Source organism: Streptomyces sp. NPDC051322, from assembly GCF_040689485.1.
GTDB lineage: Bacteria > Actinomycetota > Actinomycetes > Streptomycetales > Streptomycetaceae > Streptomyces.
In genome coordinates this window covers 233,791-250,079 of the sequence record NZ_JBFBAK010000009.1, presented here as the reverse complement: position 1 = coordinate 250,079, position 16,289 = coordinate 233,791, and the positions used below count along the sequence as shown (strand labels likewise).

15 protein-coding genes are annotated in these 16,289 nt (G+C 70.0%); 10 read left to right on the top strand and 5 right to left on the bottom strand.

Annotated elements, in window-relative coordinates:
* Positions 1–155: 155 nt before the first annotated feature.
* A complete protein-coding gene (locus AB0436_RS22290; RefSeq protein ID WP_366469669.1) occupies positions 156–326 on the bottom strand; it encodes a hydrophobic protein in 171 nt (56 codons plus the stop codon).
* Positions 327–595: 269 nt separating this feature from the next.
* Here AB0436_RS22290 and AB0436_RS22285 point away from each other — a divergent pair, with 269 nt between their 5' ends.
* The gene (locus tag AB0436_RS22285) at positions 596–940 is read left to right on the top strand and encodes an ATP-binding protein (protein WP_366469759.1); all 345 of its coding nucleotides are present in this window, start codon (positions 596–598) and stop codon (positions 938–940) included.
* 90 nt (positions 941–1,030) lie between these two features.
* Positions 1,031–2,731, top strand: coding sequence for a class I adenylate-forming enzyme family protein (locus tag AB0436_RS22280; protein ID WP_366469668.1), 1,701 nt, complete (start codon positions 1,031–1,033; stop codon positions 2,729–2,731).
* On the opposite strand, the gene AB0436_RS22275 is transcribed toward AB0436_RS22280, so the two are convergent.
* Positions 2,704–4,008, bottom strand: a complete 1,305-nt coding sequence (locus AB0436_RS22275; protein WP_366469667.1) for a M6 family metalloprotease domain-containing protein — start codon at positions 4,006–4,008, stop codon at positions 2,704–2,706. The two genes, AB0436_RS22280 and AB0436_RS22275, sit on opposite strands and share 28 nt — an antisense overlap.
* Before the next feature lie 284 nt (positions 4,009–4,292).
* Here AB0436_RS22275 and AB0436_RS22270 point away from each other — a divergent pair, with 284 nt between their 5' ends.
* Both AB0436_RS22270 and AB0436_RS22265 read left to right on the top strand, forming a co-directional pair.
* Entirely contained in the window at positions 4,293–4,931 is a 639-nt protein-coding gene (locus tag AB0436_RS22270) for a TetR/AcrR family transcriptional regulator (protein ID WP_366469666.1), read from the top strand.
* Between the two features lie 84 nt (positions 4,932–5,015).
* The gene (locus AB0436_RS22265) at positions 5,016–6,557 is read left to right on the top strand and encodes an MFS transporter (protein ID WP_366469665.1); all 1,542 of its coding nucleotides are present in this window, start codon (positions 5,016–5,018) and stop codon (positions 6,555–6,557) included.
* A 74-nt stretch (positions 6,558–6,631) separates the two neighbouring features.
* Here AB0436_RS22265 and AB0436_RS22260 read toward each other — a convergent pair whose 3' ends face one another.
* Entirely contained in the window at positions 6,632–7,153 is a 522-nt protein-coding gene (locus AB0436_RS22260) for a MarR family transcriptional regulator (protein ID WP_366469664.1), read from the bottom strand.
* Between the two features lie 93 nt (positions 7,154–7,246).
* Between AB0436_RS22260 and AB0436_RS22255 the strand changes: the two genes are divergently transcribed.
* Positions 7,247–8,029 (top strand): class III extradiol ring-cleavage dioxygenase, encoded by a 783-nt coding sequence (locus tag AB0436_RS22255; protein WP_366469663.1) that lies wholly within the window; start codon positions 7,247–7,249, stop codon positions 8,027–8,029.
* Positions 8,030–8,057: 28 nt separating this feature from the next.
* On the opposite strand, the gene AB0436_RS22250 is transcribed toward AB0436_RS22255, so the two are convergent.
* Positions 8,058–8,582, bottom strand: coding sequence for an N-acetyltransferase family protein (locus tag AB0436_RS22250; protein WP_366469662.1), 525 nt, complete (start codon positions 8,580–8,582; stop codon positions 8,058–8,060).
* Positions 8,583–8,764: 182 nt separating this feature from the next.
* Here AB0436_RS22250 and AB0436_RS22245 point away from each other — a divergent pair, with 182 nt between their 5' ends.
* Positions 8,765–9,745 carry a sigma-70 family RNA polymerase sigma factor gene (locus tag AB0436_RS22245; RefSeq protein WP_365856019.1) on the top strand — a complete coding sequence of 327 codons (981 nt, stop codon included), beginning with the start codon at positions 8,765–8,767 and terminating at the stop codon, positions 9,743–9,745.
* Positions 9,746–9,806: 61 nt separating this feature from the next.
* Here AB0436_RS22245 and AB0436_RS22240 read toward each other — a convergent pair whose 3' ends face one another.
* On the bottom strand, positions 9,807–10,802 hold the full coding sequence (locus AB0436_RS22240; protein ID WP_366469661.1) for a WYL domain-containing protein: 996 nt from the start codon (positions 10,800–10,802) through the stop codon (positions 9,807–9,809).
* 62 nt (positions 10,803–10,864) lie between these two features.
* Between AB0436_RS22240 and AB0436_RS22235 the strand changes: the two genes are divergently transcribed.
* From AB0436_RS22235 to AB0436_RS22220, 4 genes are all read left to right on the top strand, one after another.
* A complete protein-coding gene (locus tag AB0436_RS22235) occupies positions 10,865–12,376 on the top strand; it encodes an MFS transporter (protein WP_366469660.1) in 1,512 nt (503 codons plus the stop codon).
* A gap of 182 nt (positions 12,377–12,558) precedes the next feature.
* Positions 12,559–13,320, top strand: a complete 762-nt coding sequence (locus AB0436_RS22230) for a DeoR/GlpR family DNA-binding transcription regulator (protein WP_366469658.1) — start codon at positions 12,559–12,561, stop codon at positions 13,318–13,320.
* Positions 13,317–14,288, top strand: a complete 972-nt coding sequence (gene pfkB, locus AB0436_RS22225; RefSeq protein ID WP_366469657.1) for a 1-phosphofructokinase — start codon at positions 13,317–13,319, stop codon at positions 14,286–14,288. Before AB0436_RS22230 ends, pfkB begins: the two co-directional genes overlap by 4 nt.
* On the top strand, positions 14,285–16,288 hold the full coding sequence (locus tag AB0436_RS22220; protein ID WP_366469656.1) for a fructose-specific PTS transporter subunit EIIC: 2,004 nt from the start codon (positions 14,285–14,287) through the stop codon (positions 16,286–16,288). The genes pfkB and AB0436_RS22220 overlap by 4 nt, the downstream gene beginning before the upstream one ends.
* Position 16,289 lies beyond the last annotated feature (1 nt).

Here is a 16,289-nt window from a genome sequence, read left to right as displayed (position 1 = left end):
GATTTTTCGGCCTCCCAAGTAGCGGACTCGGTTAGGTAATCGCTCCTGCCCCCAGTCTGCGGCTTCAATCGTCCAGGGCCGAAAGGCGGCCGGTTTGGGAGTATTTATACCGATTTGTACCCCGCACCGACCGCCTGACTGCGGTGGCGTGACACCTACCAGCGGTACCACCGGCCCCTACGGCTTGTGCCCCCTGCCGGGTGGACCACGAACCCGATCAGCCACACCACGAGCACGGCGATGGCTATCCACCACAGCGCCTTCAGAGCAAATCCGGCGCCGAAAAGAATCAGGGCGAGAAGGAGTACAAGAAGAACGGGAACCATGGAAATTCGCCTCCACTTCATCGATGCTTCGGCCATCCTTGTGCCCTTGATTTCTCTGTTCACGCATGCGGATGAATCAGGGTGAGTAAACTTTGTCTCAGAAGGGTCGGGGTAGGCGTGTGGCAGAAAGGAAGCGAGTGGCATTCGGATTGACGAGGTGAGGCGGTATGAGCGCCGATTTCGACGGCGAGTGTGACGACAAGGGCGAGGGCGGCACCATCGCCCGCAGCCGCGGGGCAGGCCTGGCGGCCTGGAGCTGCCACCCGGAGATGGCGGCCGATGCCCGGGATGCCGTGTCCGGTTTTCTCGCAGGTCTGCACCCCGCGCCACCCCCGCACACCACCCAGAACCTGGTGCTGCTGGCCTCCGAGCTGGTCACCAACGCACTGCGGCATGCCGGTGGCGTGACCGTGTTGCGGCTCCGTGCCGACCGCCGGTCCCTGGAGGTCGCGGTCGCCGACCCCAGCCCCGCATACCCCCAGGACCGCACCCCCGATCTGACCGGCCGCACCGGAGGCTTCGGCTGGCCCATGGTGCAGCGGCTCGCCCGTACGGTCGCCGTACGGTCCGTGCCGGACGGCGGCAAGGTCGTGTCGGCGACGCTGAGTCGATGAACGGCTCGGGGCGGCCGGGACGGATTGACCGGAGCGGAGCCGGAGGCATAGCGTCCGAACGTACTGAGCAAGCGCTTGGAAAGGGACTCTGTGCCGCAGTCCGAACCCTCCGAGATCGAGGCCGCGCTCTGCGCGCCCGGTGCACCCTTCGCCGTGACCGCCGCCGAGGACGGCTCCCCGGTGTTCGAGAACGGGCCACGCACGCTCCGCGAGTTCGTCGAGACGGTACGGTCCTTCGGCGACGCACCGTTCCTGGTGGCCGAGAGCGCGACGTACACCTACGGCGAGTTCTTCGCCGAGGCCTCCGGACTCGCCCGCCGCTTCGTCGAGGTGTACGGACTGAGGCCGGGCGACCGCGCGGTGGTCGCGATGCGCAACCACCCGGAGTGGCAGATCGCGTTCTGGGCCGCCCAGCTGGCCGGACTCGTCGCCGTACCGCTCAACGCCTGGTGGACCGAGGACGAGTTCGGCTACGCGCTCGACGACTGCGGCCCCCGGGTGCTGCTGGTCGACGGGGAGCGACTCGCACGGGTCGAGCCGTGGGCGCGGCGGCAGGCGGAGCTGCACGGTGAGCGGCCGTGGACCGTCACCTTCCACCATGACGGGGAGGTGGCCGAACGCACCGAGCGGTTCGAGCTGCGATCGGCCGCCGATCCCGCGCTGGGTCCGCCGGACGTGCAGGTGCACGCCGAGGACGACGCCACCATCATCTACACCTCGGGCACCACCGGGCGCCCCAAGGGCGCGGTGGCCACCCATCTGGCGCAGGCCGGGGCCATGCTGAACCCGCGGTACTTCGCCGCGGCGGCGGCCCTCGAACGCGGGGTGATCCCCGGCCAGGGACCGGCGCCGGTGGCGCTGATGACCTTCCCGTTCTTCCACGTGGCAGCCTTCACCAGCGTCTATTCGGCGATGGCTGCCGGCGGAACGCTGGTGCTGATGCACAAGTGGGACGCGGGCAAGGCGCTGGAGGCCATCCGCCGGCACGCCATCACGTACTACGCGGGCGTACCGGCCACCGCGCTGCAACTGCTGGCCGCTGCCGAGCAGCACGGGGACGGCCTGGAGAGCCTGGCCATGCTCAACACGGGCGGCGCCGCCGCCCCGCCGGATCTGGTCACCCGGCTGACCGAGCGGTACGGCGAGCGCATCGAACCGCGTAACGGGTACGGCCTGACCGAGACCAGCGGCGGCGTGCTGGCCATCTTCGGCGCCGAATACCGCGCCCACCCGGAGAGCGCAGGCCGTCCGACGCCGGCCACCGAGGTACGGATCGCGGACCCGGCGGGCGAGCCGCTGCCCGAGGGAGAGATCGGCGAGCTGTGGCTGCGCGGGCAGGCGCTGGTCCGCGGGTACTGGAACGCCCCCGAGGCCACCGCGGCCGCCTTCCAGGACGGCTGGTTCAGGACGGGGGACCTGGCGACCGTCCGGGACGGGCGGGTCACCGTCGTCGACCGGATGAAGGACATGGTCATCCGCGGCGGCGAGAACGTGTACTGCGTCGAGGTCGAAGCGGTGCTGCACGAGCATCCGGACGTACTGGACGCCGCGGTCATCGGGGTCGCCCACCCGGTGCTCGGCGAGGAGGTGGCCGCCGTCGTTCAGCTCAGGGCGGGCTCCGCCGTCACCGTCGACGAGCTGCGGGCCCACGCGGCGGCGTCGCTGGCCGGCTTCAAGGTCCCGGCGCACGTCTTCGTACGGGACGAGCCGCTGCCCCGCAACGCGACCGGCAAGGTGCTCAAGCGGGAGCTGCGCGGGCCGGTTCAGGAGCGGGTGACGCGCACCCGGTAGTTGCCGGAGCGGTCCTTCGCGGCCACCGTGATGCGGATTCCGTTCACCCGGTCGGTGAAGGTCTGCCCCACCGTGTACGGGGCGTCGGAGAGCTCCGCCTGCACATTGGGGCTCAGGGTGCAGCCGCCGCTGTCCGGGGTGCTGTCCTTGACGGAGATCGGACCCTGGCCGGTGTCGACGTCCCCGTCGACCCGGTAGATGAGTACTCCGGGCCGGCAGACCTCTCCGTCGTTGCCCGCCTGGGTACGGACCTCGGCGACATAGCCCGAGGAGTCCGACAGCGGGACCACGGCGAGCTTGGTGCCGCCCCTGATCTCCAGCGGGGAGAGCACCGTGTCGTACACGCCCTGCGCCGAGGCGCAGCTGATCTGGCGGTCGTCCAGCCAGCCGAGCTTCCATTTGTGCCAGCCCAGCATGTCGTTGTTGGCGCCCCAGTCCTCGGACATGATGTCCCAGTGCCCGACCGCTCCGCCGCCGCTGGACGTGTAGAGGTCGGGGAGGCCGAAGGTGTGGCCGTTCTCGTGCGGCAGCACCCGGTAGCCGGTGTGGGAGTAGGAGCCCGAGCCGTCGTCCTGGCGGCTGTAGACGAAGGACATGTTGGACAGCGGGACACCGTCGGCGACCGGGGCGTCGTCGTTGCCGGAGAAGGTCACGGAGAGCACGGTGTCGAGCGCCGAGGGACCCGCGTTCGGCGTGGCGATCACGTTGATCAGGTCGTACTTGCGGAAGTCCACCTGACGGTCGGCGACGGACACGATGTCCTCGGCGAGGTGGTGATAGCCCGGCTTGTAGGGCGAGCCGCGCTCTATGCCGTACGCGTCGAACGGTCGGGGCATCCGCAGCCAGTGCTTGATGGGAGCCTCGGGGCGGTAGTCGAGCCGCCCGTACGAAGCCGTCCGGTACCAGGCGGCGGTCTGCGGGAAGAACTCGTCGAACCGGCTCATCGCGCTGCCTTTGCCGGGCGCGTCCGGGAAGTCGATCATGAGGGTGAGCGCATGGATCCGGCCGGTCGAGCGGGCGTACCCGGGCGCGGTCGACAGCCCCTCGGACATCTGGACGCCCATCGAGCCGCCGATCCGGCAGGGGCCCAGTGCCAGCGCCGAGCCCGCCCGGTCGGAGTGCGGCGGGAGCCCGGCGGACGCCGCGGGCCCGCCGCGTGCGGAACCGGAACCGAGGGTGGCACCGGCCGAGGTCAGCCCGGCCAGGGCGAGCGCGGACAGGACGACGACGGTCACCGGGCGGCGGGAGATACGTATCCGGGGGCGGGTCGGATGCATGCCTTCGCCTTCGGGCTCACGGCAGCCGGGCGATTCCTCGCTGCGCTCGTGCGATCACCCTCCGTCGGTGGGGGTGGGGGCGCGCGCTGGGTGGGCCGGTCGGGCGGTTTTGCGGCGAAATGACGTGATGCAGGTCACAAAAGGAGGGGAAATAACTGGGGACGCTTTCCCCGTTTGCACCGTTGGATACAGCGAACCGGGGAAACTTCCCCCGGTTGCGCCAAACTCACTTACCGAGTCGCACTTACCGAGTCCGACTCACCACTGAAGGAAGGATGGTTGCCGTGGACACCGCCACCGCCGCCCGGCAGCGCCCCAGGGCCGACGCCCTGCGCAATCGGGAGCGGATCATCTCGGCCGCGCGTGAGATGTTCGTCGAGCAGGGGCCCGATGTCCCCCTCGACGACATCGCCCGCCGGGCCGGTGTCGGCAATGCCACGCTCTACCGTCACTTCCCCGACCGTGTCGCCCTCTTCCGGCAGGTGGTCCTCTCCGTCATGGCCCATGTGGCGGACCAGGTGGAGGCGGCCGCCGCCGAGGAGCCCGACGGGTTCACGGCTCTTCGCCGCTTCGTGCACGCGGCGGCCGACGAGAAGATCGGCGCCCTGTGCCCGATGCGCTCCGAGGGCTTCGACCGCGACGACCCGGAGATCCTGGCGGAGCGCGACCGGCTCGAGAGGTCCGTCGTCGCCCTCATGGACCGCGCGCGCCAGGAGGGGCAGCTGCGCTCCGACATTGCCGTCGGAGACCTCTTCGTAGCGCTGTTCCAGCTCACCCGGCCCTTGCCAGGCACGTCCTGTCTCGGCCTCGACCGCTTTGTCCACCGCCATCTGCAGCTGTTCCTCGACGGGCTTCAGGCCCCGGCGCGGAGCTCGCTTCCGGGGTCACCGGTGACCTTCGAAGATCTGCGGCGCACCTCCTGACGTTCGTCCCACCGCCTTTCGCCCCACCGGTTCGCCCCCTGTCTTTCGTCCTTTTTCACTCCAAGTCCTTAGGTGGCTCCCGCCATGTCGAAAACTGCCGACATATCACTCCCTGATCCGAATCGCTGGAGAGCGCTGGTCTTCATCGCGCTGGCCCAGCTGATGGTCGTGCTCGACGCGACGATCGTGAACATCGCTCTGCCGCACGCCCAGGCCGACCTGGGCATCTCGGACGCCAACAAGCAGTGGGTCATCACGGCCTACGCCCTCGCCTTCGGCGGGCTGCTGCTGTTCGGTGGCCGGCTCGGCGACCTGTTCGGCCGTAAGCGCACCTTCGTCGTCGGACTCATCGGCTTCGCGGCCGCGTCCGCGGTCGGCGGTGCCGCCGCCAACCAGGCGATGCTGCTCAGCTCGCGCGCCGCACAGGGCGTCTTCGGCGCCCTGCTCGCGCCGGCCGCACTGTCCCTGCTGGCGGTGACCTTCACCGACGCCAAGGAGCGCGCCAAGGCCTTCGGCATCTTCGGTGCGATCGCCGGTGGTGGCGGCGCCGTCGGCCTGCTGCTCGGCGGATTCCTCACCGAGTACCTGAACTGGCGCTGGACGTTCTTCGTCAACATCCCGTTCGCGATCGTGGCCGCGCTGGGCGCCTACTTCGTGATCCGGGAGCCGGCCGGTGGCCGCAACCGCTCGCCGCTGGACATCCCCGGTGTCGTTCTCTCTTCGCTCGGCCTGGCTTCGCTGGTCTACGGCTTCACCCGCGCCGAGACCAACGGCTGGTCGGACCCCGTCACCATCGGTCTGTTCGTCGCCTCCGTGGTGCTGCTCTCGGCGTTCGCGCTGGTCGAGTCGAAGGTCAAGGCCCCGCTGCTGCCGCTGCGGGTGGTCACCGACCGCAACCGTGGTGGCATCTACCTGTCGCTGGGTCTGGCCATCATCGGGATGTTCGGGCTGTTCCTCTTCCTGACCTACTACCTGCAGGTCGTCCAGGGATACTCCGCCGTCAAGACCGGCTTCGCCTTCCTGCCGATGGTCGCGGCCATGATCACCGGGTCCACCCAGATCGGTGCACGGCTGATGACCCGGGTGCCGGCCCGGCTGCTGATGGGCCCCGGCTTCGCGGTGGCGGGCGTCGGCATGCTGCTGCTGACGCAGCTGCAGGTCGACTCCTCCTACACCGGCGGAATCCTGCCCGGCATGGTGCTGCTCGGCCTCGGCATGGGTACGGCGTTCATGCCCGCCATGTCACTGGCCACCTACGGCATCGCACCGCGTGACGCGGGGGTCGCCTCCGCGATGGTCAACACCTCGCAGCAGGTGGGCGGCGCGATCGGTACGGCGCTGCTGAACACCATCGCCGCCTCCGCCACCACCGCGTACCTCGCGGGGCACGCGGCGGCGGGCGCCGGCCCGAAGCTGCTCCAGGCCCAGGCGCTGGTGCACGGCTACACCAACGCCATCTGGGTCGCGGTGGGCATCCTGGCGGTCGCCTCCGCGATCGCCCTGACGTTCATCAACGCCGGCCGTCCCTCGATGACCGTGACGGGCTCGGGCAACAGTTCCGGCTCGGCCCCGGGCGACAGCGAGGGGATCGAGGACGAGATCCAGATCCCGGTCATCGCGCACTGACCGTCGCACACTGACCGTCGCGCACCGGCGGTCGGGTAGCGACCGTCAGGATCTGCCCTGGCTCCGCAGCACGATCAGCGGAGCCAGGGCAGATCCGCGTCCGCGCCCTCGGGCTGCAGGCCCTCAGCGATCAGCCGCATGATCCCGGTGAGCTGCTCGGTCTGCTCGGGGGACAGCCGGTCGAACAGCGCCTGGCGTACCGCGGCGACATGTCCGGGCGCGGTCCGCTCGAGCACCTGCATCCCTTCCGGCGTCAGGACGGCGTTCTGCCCGCGCTTGTCGGAGGGGCAGTTCTCCCGGCGGACCCAGCCGTTCCGCGCCAGCCGGGCGATCGCGTGCGAGAGCCGGGACCTGGTGATCTTGGCGTGCATGGCGAGCTCCGTCATCCGCAGCCGCCGCTCGGGCGCCTGGGAGAGCTGCACCAGCAGTCCGTAATAGACGTGCGGCATGCCGGCGTCGCGCTGCAACTGGCGGTCGAGATGGTCCTCCAGGAGCGTGGTCGCATGGAGATAGGCGCGCCAGGCACCTTGCTCATCGTCGGTGAGCCAGCGCGGGTCGGGCCGCGCCGACGGGTCGGGCGGGGTTGCCGTGGTCATGCCCTCCACTGTACGGCCTTCCTTGAAGTTTAAACTAGATGGGTCTATGGTCGAAGGCGAAAGCTTGATACTTCAAGTGTCGGAGTCGTCATCATGACCGCCATCGTCCCGGAGCGCATGCCGGCCCTCTATCTCTCACACGGCGCACCGCCGCTCGCCGACGACCCGCTCTGGCCGGGTCAGCTCGCGGCCTGGTCGGCAAGCCTGCCGCGGCCCCGGGCGATCCTGATGGTCTCCGCGCACTGGGAGGAGGCCCCGCTCGCGCTCGGCGCGACGGCGACGGCGCCGCTGACGTACGACTTCTGGGGCTTTCCCGCGCACTATTACGAGGTCCGCTACGAGGCGCCGGGCGCTCCCCGACTCGCCGAGAGCGTACGGAAGTTGCTGCGCGGCGCCGGGACACCGGTGCAGGACGTGCCGGACCGGGGACTCGACCACGGCGCGTACGTGCCGCTGGTGGAGATGTACCCGGAGGCCGACATCCCGGTGCTGCAGATCTCCATGCCGACGCTCGACCCCGGCAAGCTCATGGAGATCGGGCGCAAGCTCGCACCGCTGCGCGACGAGGGGGTGCTGATCGTCGGAAGCGGCTTCTTCACGCACAACCTGGCGGCGCTGCGGCAGGGTGGGGGAGTGCCCGGCTGGTCGGCGGAGTTCGACGACTGGGGACGGGAGGCGCTGCAGGCGCGGGACATCGACGCTCTGCTGGACTTCGAGAACAAGTCTCCCGCCGGACGCCTGGCGCATCCCCGCACCGAGCACTTCGCCCCGCTGTTCGTGACGCTCGGGGCGTCCGGTGACGGGGACGAGGACCGGCGCGATGTGATCGACGGTTTCTGGATGGGGCTCGCGAAGCGGTCGCTGCAGTTCGGCTGAAACGCAGCCATCGGGGGCCGGCGGGCGGTCAGTGCTCGAGTTCCTTCTCGAACCACGCGACGTCGTGGTAGCGGCCGAACTTCCGTCCCACCTCGCGGTAGGTGCCGACGGGCGTGAAGCCGAAGCGGGTGTGCAGCCGGACCGACGCCTCGTTGGGCAGCGTGACGCCGGCGTACGCGCGGTGCACGTCCTCGTTCTGCAGTTCCTCGAAGAGCGACTTGTAGAGCAGCGTGCCTATGCCCCGTCCCGCGGCGTCCGGAGCGCAGTAGACGCTCGCCTCGACCGACGTGGAGTACGCGGCCTTCGGCCGGAAGCCGCTGCTGGTTGCGTACCCCAGGATGCGGGCAGACGGAACGTCCTGAGCAACCAGGAGACGGTGTGCGCCGTCTTCAGGGTGGGAGAGCAGCCATGGCCGACGTTGTTCCGGGGTGAAGATCTCGGTGTCGAATGTGATGGCGGTCTCACGGATGTAGTGGTTGTAAAGGTCGGTGAGGGCGACCAGATCGCCCTCGTTGCCGGGCCTGACCTGCACTTCTGCGCGTCCCGCTGACATCCGCTCTCCCTCGGTGGCCGGACAGGGTACTGCATGATCACGAAAATGAAGGCGTGTCATGGGAATTCTGTCCGGATTCCAGTCGTTGTTTCCATCAGATGCAGGGCACCCGAGAGGGTGTTCCGCACCACATGAGGCCCTGATTTCCGACCTCATCACGTTACCCACGTTAGGGAGCACGCATGGCAACCCGTGCCGTCGCCCGTCGTTCCGACCGGGCAAGCAGCGTTCGCGCCGGAGGCGGCGAGATCGCCGACCGCGACCTGGTCGGCATGTACCTCGACGAAATCGCTCGTACGCCGCTGCTCGACGCCGCCAAGGAGGTCGAGCTGTCCCAGACCATCGAGGCCGGGGTGTACGCCCAGCAGATCCTCGACGGTTCCGTGCAGAGCGAGGCCGCCGGTGCCTCGCGTGAGGAACTCGAGGCGCTGGTCGCTGCCAGCGAGCGCGCCAAGGACATCTTCATCCGTTCCAATCTCCGTCTGGTGGTCGCGGTGGCCCGCCGCTACCCGCGAGCCGGACTGCCGCTGCTCGACCTGATCCAGGAGGGGAACGCGGGCCTGGTGCGCGCAGTCGAGAAGTTCGACTACGCCAAGGGCTTCAAGTTCTCCACGTATGCGACCTGGTGGATCCGTCAGGCCATCACCCGCTCGATAGCGGACCAGTCGCGCACCATCCGGCTGCCCGTCCACCTGGTGGAGGAGCTGGGCCGCATCCGCCGGGTGCAGCGGGAGTTCAACCGCGAGCACGGCCGCGACCCGGAGCATGCCGAGATCGCCGCCGAGCTGGGTGCCAAGCCGGAGCGAGTGAGCGATGTGCTGGACTGGGCCCGTGATCCGGTGAGTCTCAACATGCCGGTGGACGACCAGGGCGAGACCCAGTTCGGTGACCTCCTCGAGGACACCTCGGCGGTGTCGCCCGAGCAGTCCGTGATGACCCTGCTGCGCAGCGAGGAGCTCGACGACCTCATCGGCAAGCTCGACAACCGCACGGCTTCCATCATCAAGATGCGGTTCGGCATCGAGGACGGCCGGGAGCGCACGCTGACCGAGGTCGGCAAGGAGCATGGCCTGACCCGCGAGCGGATCCGCCAGATCGAAAAGCACGCGCTGCTCGAACTGAAGAAGATGGCGCGCGACACCGGCTTCGACGCGGCGGCGTGACACCACCCCGCAATCGCACCGCCGCCCCATACCGGAGCCCCCTGACACAACCCCCCCCGTGTCAGGGGGTTCCTTCTGTGTTGCTTCCAGTGGTTCGTTGTGTCGCCGCGCGGGTCAGACGGGAGCCCAGGCCGGCCAGGTAGCCGACCAGTTCCGGTGGCTGATGGACCGTGAACTCGGCGTCCACCAGGGCGATCCGCAGCCCCAGCCACTCCACCGAGTCGGCTGCTGAAGCGCGCAGCCTGCAGCGGCGATCGCCCAGCGGCCGAGGCGCCGGCAGCGAACCCGGCAGCCGGGCCGCCACGAACTCCGCGGGGGCCTCGAAGGTGACATCGAGGTCGACCGAAGGCTGCCGCCGCGACATGGACCGGATGACGAACTCGGCCGCGTCACCCGTGGGCAACTCACGCGGCACGAACCGCGCTCCGGTCGCGAACGGCTCACTGACCCGGTCGACCCGGAACGTGCGCCAGTCCTCGCGGTCGATGTCGTAAGCGACCAGATACCAGCGCCGCCCGGTGGAGACCAGCCGGTACGGCTCCACCAGTCGCTTCGTCTGCCGGCCGTCCCCCGCCCGATAGCCGAACCGCAGCCGCTCGGGACCGGTGACCGCGCCGGCCATCACGGTCAGCGTGTCCGGGTCGATGCTCGCGCCGTCGCCGCTGGTCAGCGGGATGGTCGCGGCCTGGAGCGTGGCCACGCGGTGCCGGAGCCGGGACGGCAGCACCTGCTCCAGCTTGGTCAGCGCCCGGACCGATGCCTCCTCGATGCCCTCCACCGCGTGCCCGGCCCCGGCGCGCAGCCCGACCGCGATGGCCACCGCCTCCTCGTCGTCGAGGACCAGTGGGGGCATGGCCTTGCCCGCGACCAGACGATAGCCGCCGTCCGAGCCCATGGTGGCCTGCACCGGATAGCCGAGATCACGCAGCCGGTCGATATCGCGCCGGATGGTGCGGCGGCTGACGGCCAGCCGGTCGGCGAGCTCACCCCCGGGCCATTCCCGCGGGGTCTGGAGCAGCGAGAGCAATTGCAGCAGCCGTGCCGGAGTGTCCGTCATGCACTTCAGGATGCCGGATCAGTGGGACATCATCTGTCCTATATCCCGTTTAGCTTGAGGCCATGACTTCCACACCCCAGCAGACCGTGCTGCAGTCGGACCGCCGTCGGTGGTTCGCGCTCGCCATCGTCATGACGGCAGCATTCATGGACCTGGTCGACGTGACGATCGTGAACATCGCGATCCCGTCCATCCAGGACGACACCGGCGCCACCTTCAGCCAGATCCAGTGGATCACCGCGGGGTACGCACTGGCGTTCGCCGCCGGACTGATCACCGGCGGCCGGCTCGGCGACATCCACGGCCGCAAGAGGCTCTTCCTCATCGGCATCGCCGGATTCACCCTGGCCTCCGCGCTCTGCGGTTTCGCCGCCGATCCGGAGATGCTGGTCGCCTCCCGCATCCTGCAGGGCGGCATGGCCGCGATGATGGTGCCGCAGGTGCTCTCGATCGTGCACGCGACCTTCCCGGCGGAGGAGCGCGGCAAGGTCTTCGGCCTGTTCGGCGCGGTCGTCGGGCTCGGAGCGGTGACCGGCCCGCTGCTCGGTGCGCTGCTCACCGAGTGGAACATCGCGGGCCTGGAATGGCGGCCGATCTTCCTGATCAACCTGCCGGTGGGCATCGCAGGTCTGATCCTCGGCGTCAAGTTCATCAGCGAATCCAAGGCGCCGAAGGCGCTCAGGCTCGACCTGGTCGGCGTCGTCCTGGTCATCCTCGGCCTGCTGATGCTGCTCTACCCGCTCACCCGGGGCCGCGAGCTGGGATGGCCGCTCTGGGGATATCTGTCGATGGCAGGCAGTGCGGTCGTCTTCGCCGCGCTGGTGGCGTACGAGAAGCACAAGGCCCGCAGGGACGGTTCGCCGCTGGTGGAGCTCTCGCTGTTCAAGGTCAAGAGCTTCGCGGCCGGTATCGCCGTGCAGACCACCTTCGGGGTGGCGCTCGGCATCTTCTTCCTGGTCTGGACGCTGTACATGCAGATCGGCCTCGGCTGGAGCCCGCTGAAGGCGGGCACCACCGGCATTCCGTTCTCCATCGCGGTGTCTGCCGCGGCGGGCATGTCCGTACAGAAGCTGGTGCCGCGCTTCGGCCGGAAGGTACTGCAGGCGGGCGCGCTGACGATGATGGCCGGTCTGCTGATCTACATCTGGGAGGCGGACCGTTACGGCACCGGTATCGCGCCCTGGCAGATGGCGCTGCCGCTGGTCGTCATGGGCGTCGGTATGGGCCTGATCGTCGCGCCGTTGACCGACGCGGTCCTCTCCGACGTGCCGAAGGAACACGCCGGCTCGGCGTCCGGCTTGATCAACACCGTCCAGCAAATGGGGAACGCGCTGGGGCTCGGTCTGGTGTCGGTGGTCTTCTTCGGCTCGATCAGCGACCGCTTGGCACCGTCGGCGGTGGGCGACGCCTTTGCCCATGCGTTCATGGACTCGCTGTGGTGGGTCGTCGCGGTGCTCGGCATCATCTTCCTGGTGATGTTCGCTCTGCCGAAGCGGGGCGGGGCGGGGACCATCGCTTCTCCGCCGGTCGTGGCGGTGGAGGAGCGGGCGGTGGAGCGGGTGCCGGTGTCCTGAGGCGGCTGTGCGAGGTGGGGCCGGGGCTTTGCTCCGGCCCCACCTCGCGTTCCAGCCCCGTTCCAGCCGCGGGGCAGGCCCGATCGTGCCCAGATGTGCCCGGATGTGTTTACTTTCCGGATGTGGCCTCGTAACCTGACGGCTAAACCACAGGTTCGGTCATCGAACGGACGTAAATCCACATGTACGCACCGGAACGTCAGCAAGAGATCCTCCGCCTCGCCCGCGACAGCGGGCGGGTGGACGTCCTCTCGCTCGCCGACGAGTTCCAGGTCACCGCGGAGACCGTCCGCCGCGACCTCAAGGCCCTCGACCGGGCCGGCCTGTTGCGGAGGGTGCACGGCGGGGCCATCCCGGCGGGGCGGCTCGACTTCGAGCCGGATCTCGCGGAGCGCGAGTCGACCGCCGCGGGTGAAAAGGACCGGATCGCGCTGGCGGCCGTCGCCGAACTCCCCGCCGAGGGCAGCGTCATTCTCGACGCCGGCTCCACCGTGGCCCGGCTCGCGAACGTGGTGCCGCTGGACTGCGGGCTGACCGTCGTCACCCACGCGCTGCCCGTCGCCGCGCGCCTCGCCGACCACCCGGGTATCGACCTCCACCTGGTCGGCGGCAGGGTCCGTCACCGTACCCGCGCAGCCGTCGACGCCTGGGCGCTGCGGGCCTACGGTGAGATCCGCGCCGATGTCGCCTTCATCGGCGCCAACGGATTCTCGCCCGCTTCCGGGCTGACCACCCCGGATCTCGCCGAGGCCGCGGTCAAGCAGGCCGTGGCCGCGGCCGCCCGCCGCGTCGTCCTGCTCGCCGACTCGGCCAAATACGGCCAGGAGCACTTCGCCCGGTTCGGCGCCCTCAGCGGCGTCGACCTGCTCATCACCGACACCGGGCTCAGCCCCGAGGACGCCGCCGCCGTCGAAGCGGCCGGCACGGAGGTCGTACGCGCATGATCCTCACCGTCACACCCAACCCGTCCCTGGACCGCACCTACGAGGTGCCCGTCCTGGGACGCGGCGAGGTGCTGCGCGCCACCGCCGAGCGGATGGACCCCGGCGGCAAGGGCGTCAACGTCTCACGCGCCGTCTCCGTCGCCGGACACCGGACGGTCGCCGTGCTGCCGCTGGGCGGTGCGCCGGGCGCGGTGGTGGCCGAACTGCTGGTCGCCGAGGGCATCCTGGTCGCGCCGGTGCGAGTCGCCGAACCCACCCGCTCCAACATCTCGGTCGCCGAACCCGACGGCACCCTGACGAAGATCAACGCACCCGGCCCCGAACTCTCCGCCGCCGAAGCCGCCGCGCTGCTCACCGCCATCCGTACGCACGCGGCAGACGCCGACTGGATCGCCTGCTGCGGCAGCCTTCCGCCCGGCCTCGCGCCGGGGTGGTACGCGGACCTGGTGGCCGGTGCACACAGCGCGGGGAAGCGGATCGCGCTGGACACCTCGGGGCCCTCGCTGCTGGCGGCACTCCGGGAGCGCCCGGACGTCGTCAAGCCCAACGCCGACGAACTCGCCCAGGCCGTGGGCCGCCCCCTGGCCACCGTGGGCGACGCGGTCAAGGCGGCGGGCGAACTCCTGGACCTGGGGGCGCGCGCGGTGCTGGCGAGCCTCGGTGCGGACGGCCAGCTGCTGGTCACGGAGTCGGGCGCATACTTCGGGTCCGCCCCGGTCGCCGCCGTACGCAGCAACGTCGGCGCCGGCGACGCCTCACTGGCCGGATTCCTCACGGCCGGATTCCGCACGACCGGGGGTGACGCCGGGCAGGACGCCCTGAGGTCGGCGGTCGCCCACGGGGCGGCGGCGGTGCAACTACCCGGCAGCGTGATGCCGACCCCACATGATCTGGACCTGGCTGCGGTCACCGTGACCGCGGAGGTCCCGCTTGACCACGTACTGGTGGAGCAAGGGAGCCCCCGATGAGCGAGATGATCACCGCGGACCTGGTCGACCTCGACCTGACCGCCGACACCAAAGAGGCAGCGGCCCGCTCGCTGGCCGAACGGATGGTGGCCCTCGGCCGGATCACCGACCTGGACGGCTTCCTCGCCGACGTCGCCGCCCGCGAGGCCCAGATGCCGACCGGCCTGGATGGCGGCATCGGCATTCCGCACTGCCGCAGCGCCCATGTCAGCGAGCCGACGCTGGCCTTCGGCCGCAGCGCCGAGGGCATCGACTTCGGCGCCCCCGACGGCCCGGCGGACCTGATCTTCCTGATCGCGGCACCGGCGGGAGCGGACGACGCACACCTGACCATCCTGTCCGCGCTGGCCCGCAAGCTGATGGACGCACAGTTCACCGATGCGCTGCGCGCAGTGGTGGACGCGGCCGCGGCAGCGGCCCTGGTACGGGGTGACACACCGGCGACGGTCGCCGCGGCCCCCACCCCGGATGCGGCAGCGGCGGAACCGGCGCCGGCCGAGTCGGCCGCGCCGACCGCCGCCTTCCGGGTGGTCGCCGTCACCTCCTGCCCCACCGGCATCGCGCACACCTACATGGCCGCCGAGTCCCTGGAGAACGCGGCCCGCGAAGCAGGGGTCGAACTCGTCGTCGAGACCCAGGGCTCGGCCGGGTTCGACCGTCTGGACCCCACGCTCATCGCCGCCGCCGACGCGGTGATCTTCGCGCACGACGTCCCCGTCCGGGAGAAGCAGCGCTTCGGCGGGAAACCGACCGTCGACGTCGGCGTCAAGGCCGGTATCAACCGGCCGGCCGAGCTCATCGCCGAGGCCCGCGACAAGGCCGAACGCGGCGAGATCACCGCGGGCTCGTCCGCTTCACCCATCGACCGGGCGGGTGAAGCCGGCGAGGGATACGGCACCAGGCTGCGCAAGTGGCTGATGTCCGGGGTCAGTTACATGGTCCCCTTCGTCGCAGCCGGCGGACTGATGATCGCCCTCGGATTCGCCATCGGCGGTTACACCGTCGACAAGGCGCCTTCGGTGGCCGAGCACTTCGTCTGGACCGACCACACCAGCTGGGCCGCGCTGCTCTTCCAGATAGGCGGCATCGCCTTCGCCTTCCTGGTGCCGGTCCTGGCCGGCTTCATCGCCTACGGAATGGCGGACCGGCCCGGCCTGGTCCCCGGTTTCGTCGGTGGTTCCATCGCGCTCAGCATCAACGCGGGCTTCCTGGGCGGCCTCGCCGCCGGTCTGATCGCGGGCGCCGTGGTGATGGCGATCCAGCGGGTGAAGGTGCCGCCGGTGCTGCGCGGCATCATGCCGGTGGTGGTGATCCCGTTGATCTCCTCGGCGGTGGTCGGCTTCCTGATGCTGCTGGTCATCGGCAAGCCCATCGCCTCCCTGCAACGGGCGCTCACCGACTGGCTGAACGGGCTCTCCGGAGCCAACGCGGTCATCCTCGGCGTCATCCTCGGCCTGATGATGTGCTTCGACCTGGGCGGCCCGCTCAACAAGGTCGCGTACGCCTTCGCGGTCGGCGGCCTCGCCAATCCCACCGACGGCAGCCTCAAGGTCATGGCAGCCACCATGGCCGCCGGTATGGTGCCGCCGCTCGCGATGGCGCTGGCGACGACCGTCCGCGGGCAGCTCTTCACCAGGACCGAACGCGAGAACGGCAAGGCGGCCTGGGTGCTGGGCGCCTCCTTCATCACCGAGGGCGCCATCCCGTTCGCCGCAGCCGATCCACTGCGGGTGATCCCGGCGTCCATGGCGGGCGGCGCGGTCACCGGTGCGCTGTCGATGGCCTTCGGGTGCACCTTGCGGGCACCGCACGGTGGCGCCTTCGTGATCCCGCTGATCGGCAACCCGTTCCTCTACCTGGTCGCCATCGCCGCCGGCACGGTTGTCTCAACCGGACTGGTCGTCCTGCTCAAGGGGATGCGGCAGACCGCCGACCCGGCGCCGGCCGAACCCGCCACCGACCTGGCCGAGGAGAGGCCGGCCCAGCCGGTGGCCGCCTGAC

Coding starts and splice junctions, on each gene's coding strand:
- AB0436_RS22230 (WP_366469658.1), top strand. CDS start 12,559: ATGTACGCACCGGAACGTCAGCAAGAGATCCTCCGCCTCGCCCGCGAC.
- AB0436_RS22240 (WP_366469661.1), bottom strand. CDS start 10,802: ATGACGGACACTCCGGCACGGCTGCTGCAATTGCTCTCGCTGCTCCAG.
- AB0436_RS22275 (WP_366469667.1), bottom strand. CDS start 4,008: ATGCATCCGACCCGCCCCCGGATACGTATCTCCCGCCGCCCGGTGACC.
- AB0436_RS22245 (WP_365856019.1), top strand. CDS start 8,765: ATGGCAACCCGTGCCGTCGCCCGTCGTTCCGACCGGGCAAGCAGCGTT.
- pfkB (WP_366469657.1), top strand. CDS start 13,317: ATGATCCTCACCGTCACACCCAACCCGTCCCTGGACCGCACCTACGAG.
- AB0436_RS22235 (WP_366469660.1), top strand. CDS start 10,865: ATGACTTCCACACCCCAGCAGACCGTGCTGCAGTCGGACCGCCGTCGG.
- AB0436_RS22265 (WP_366469665.1), top strand. CDS start 5,016: ATGTCGAAAACTGCCGACATATCACTCCCTGATCCGAATCGCTGGAGA.
- AB0436_RS22255 (WP_366469663.1), top strand. CDS start 7,247: ATGACCGCCATCGTCCCGGAGCGCATGCCGGCCCTCTATCTCTCACAC.
- AB0436_RS22250 (WP_366469662.1), bottom strand. CDS start 8,582: ATGTCAGCGGGACGCGCAGAAGTGCAGGTCAGGCCCGGCAACGAGGGC.
- AB0436_RS22290 (WP_366469669.1), bottom strand. CDS start 326: ATGGTTCCCGTTCTTCTTGTACTCCTTCTCGCCCTGATTCTTTTCGGC.
- AB0436_RS22260 (WP_366469664.1), bottom strand. CDS start 7,153: ATGACCACGGCAACCCCGCCCGACCCGTCGGCGCGGCCCGACCCGCGC.
- AB0436_RS22285 (WP_366469759.1), top strand. CDS start 596: ATGGCGGCCGATGCCCGGGATGCCGTGTCCGGTTTTCTCGCAGGTCTG.
- AB0436_RS22220 (WP_366469656.1), top strand. CDS start 14,285: ATGAGCGAGATGATCACCGCGGACCTGGTCGACCTCGACCTGACCGCC.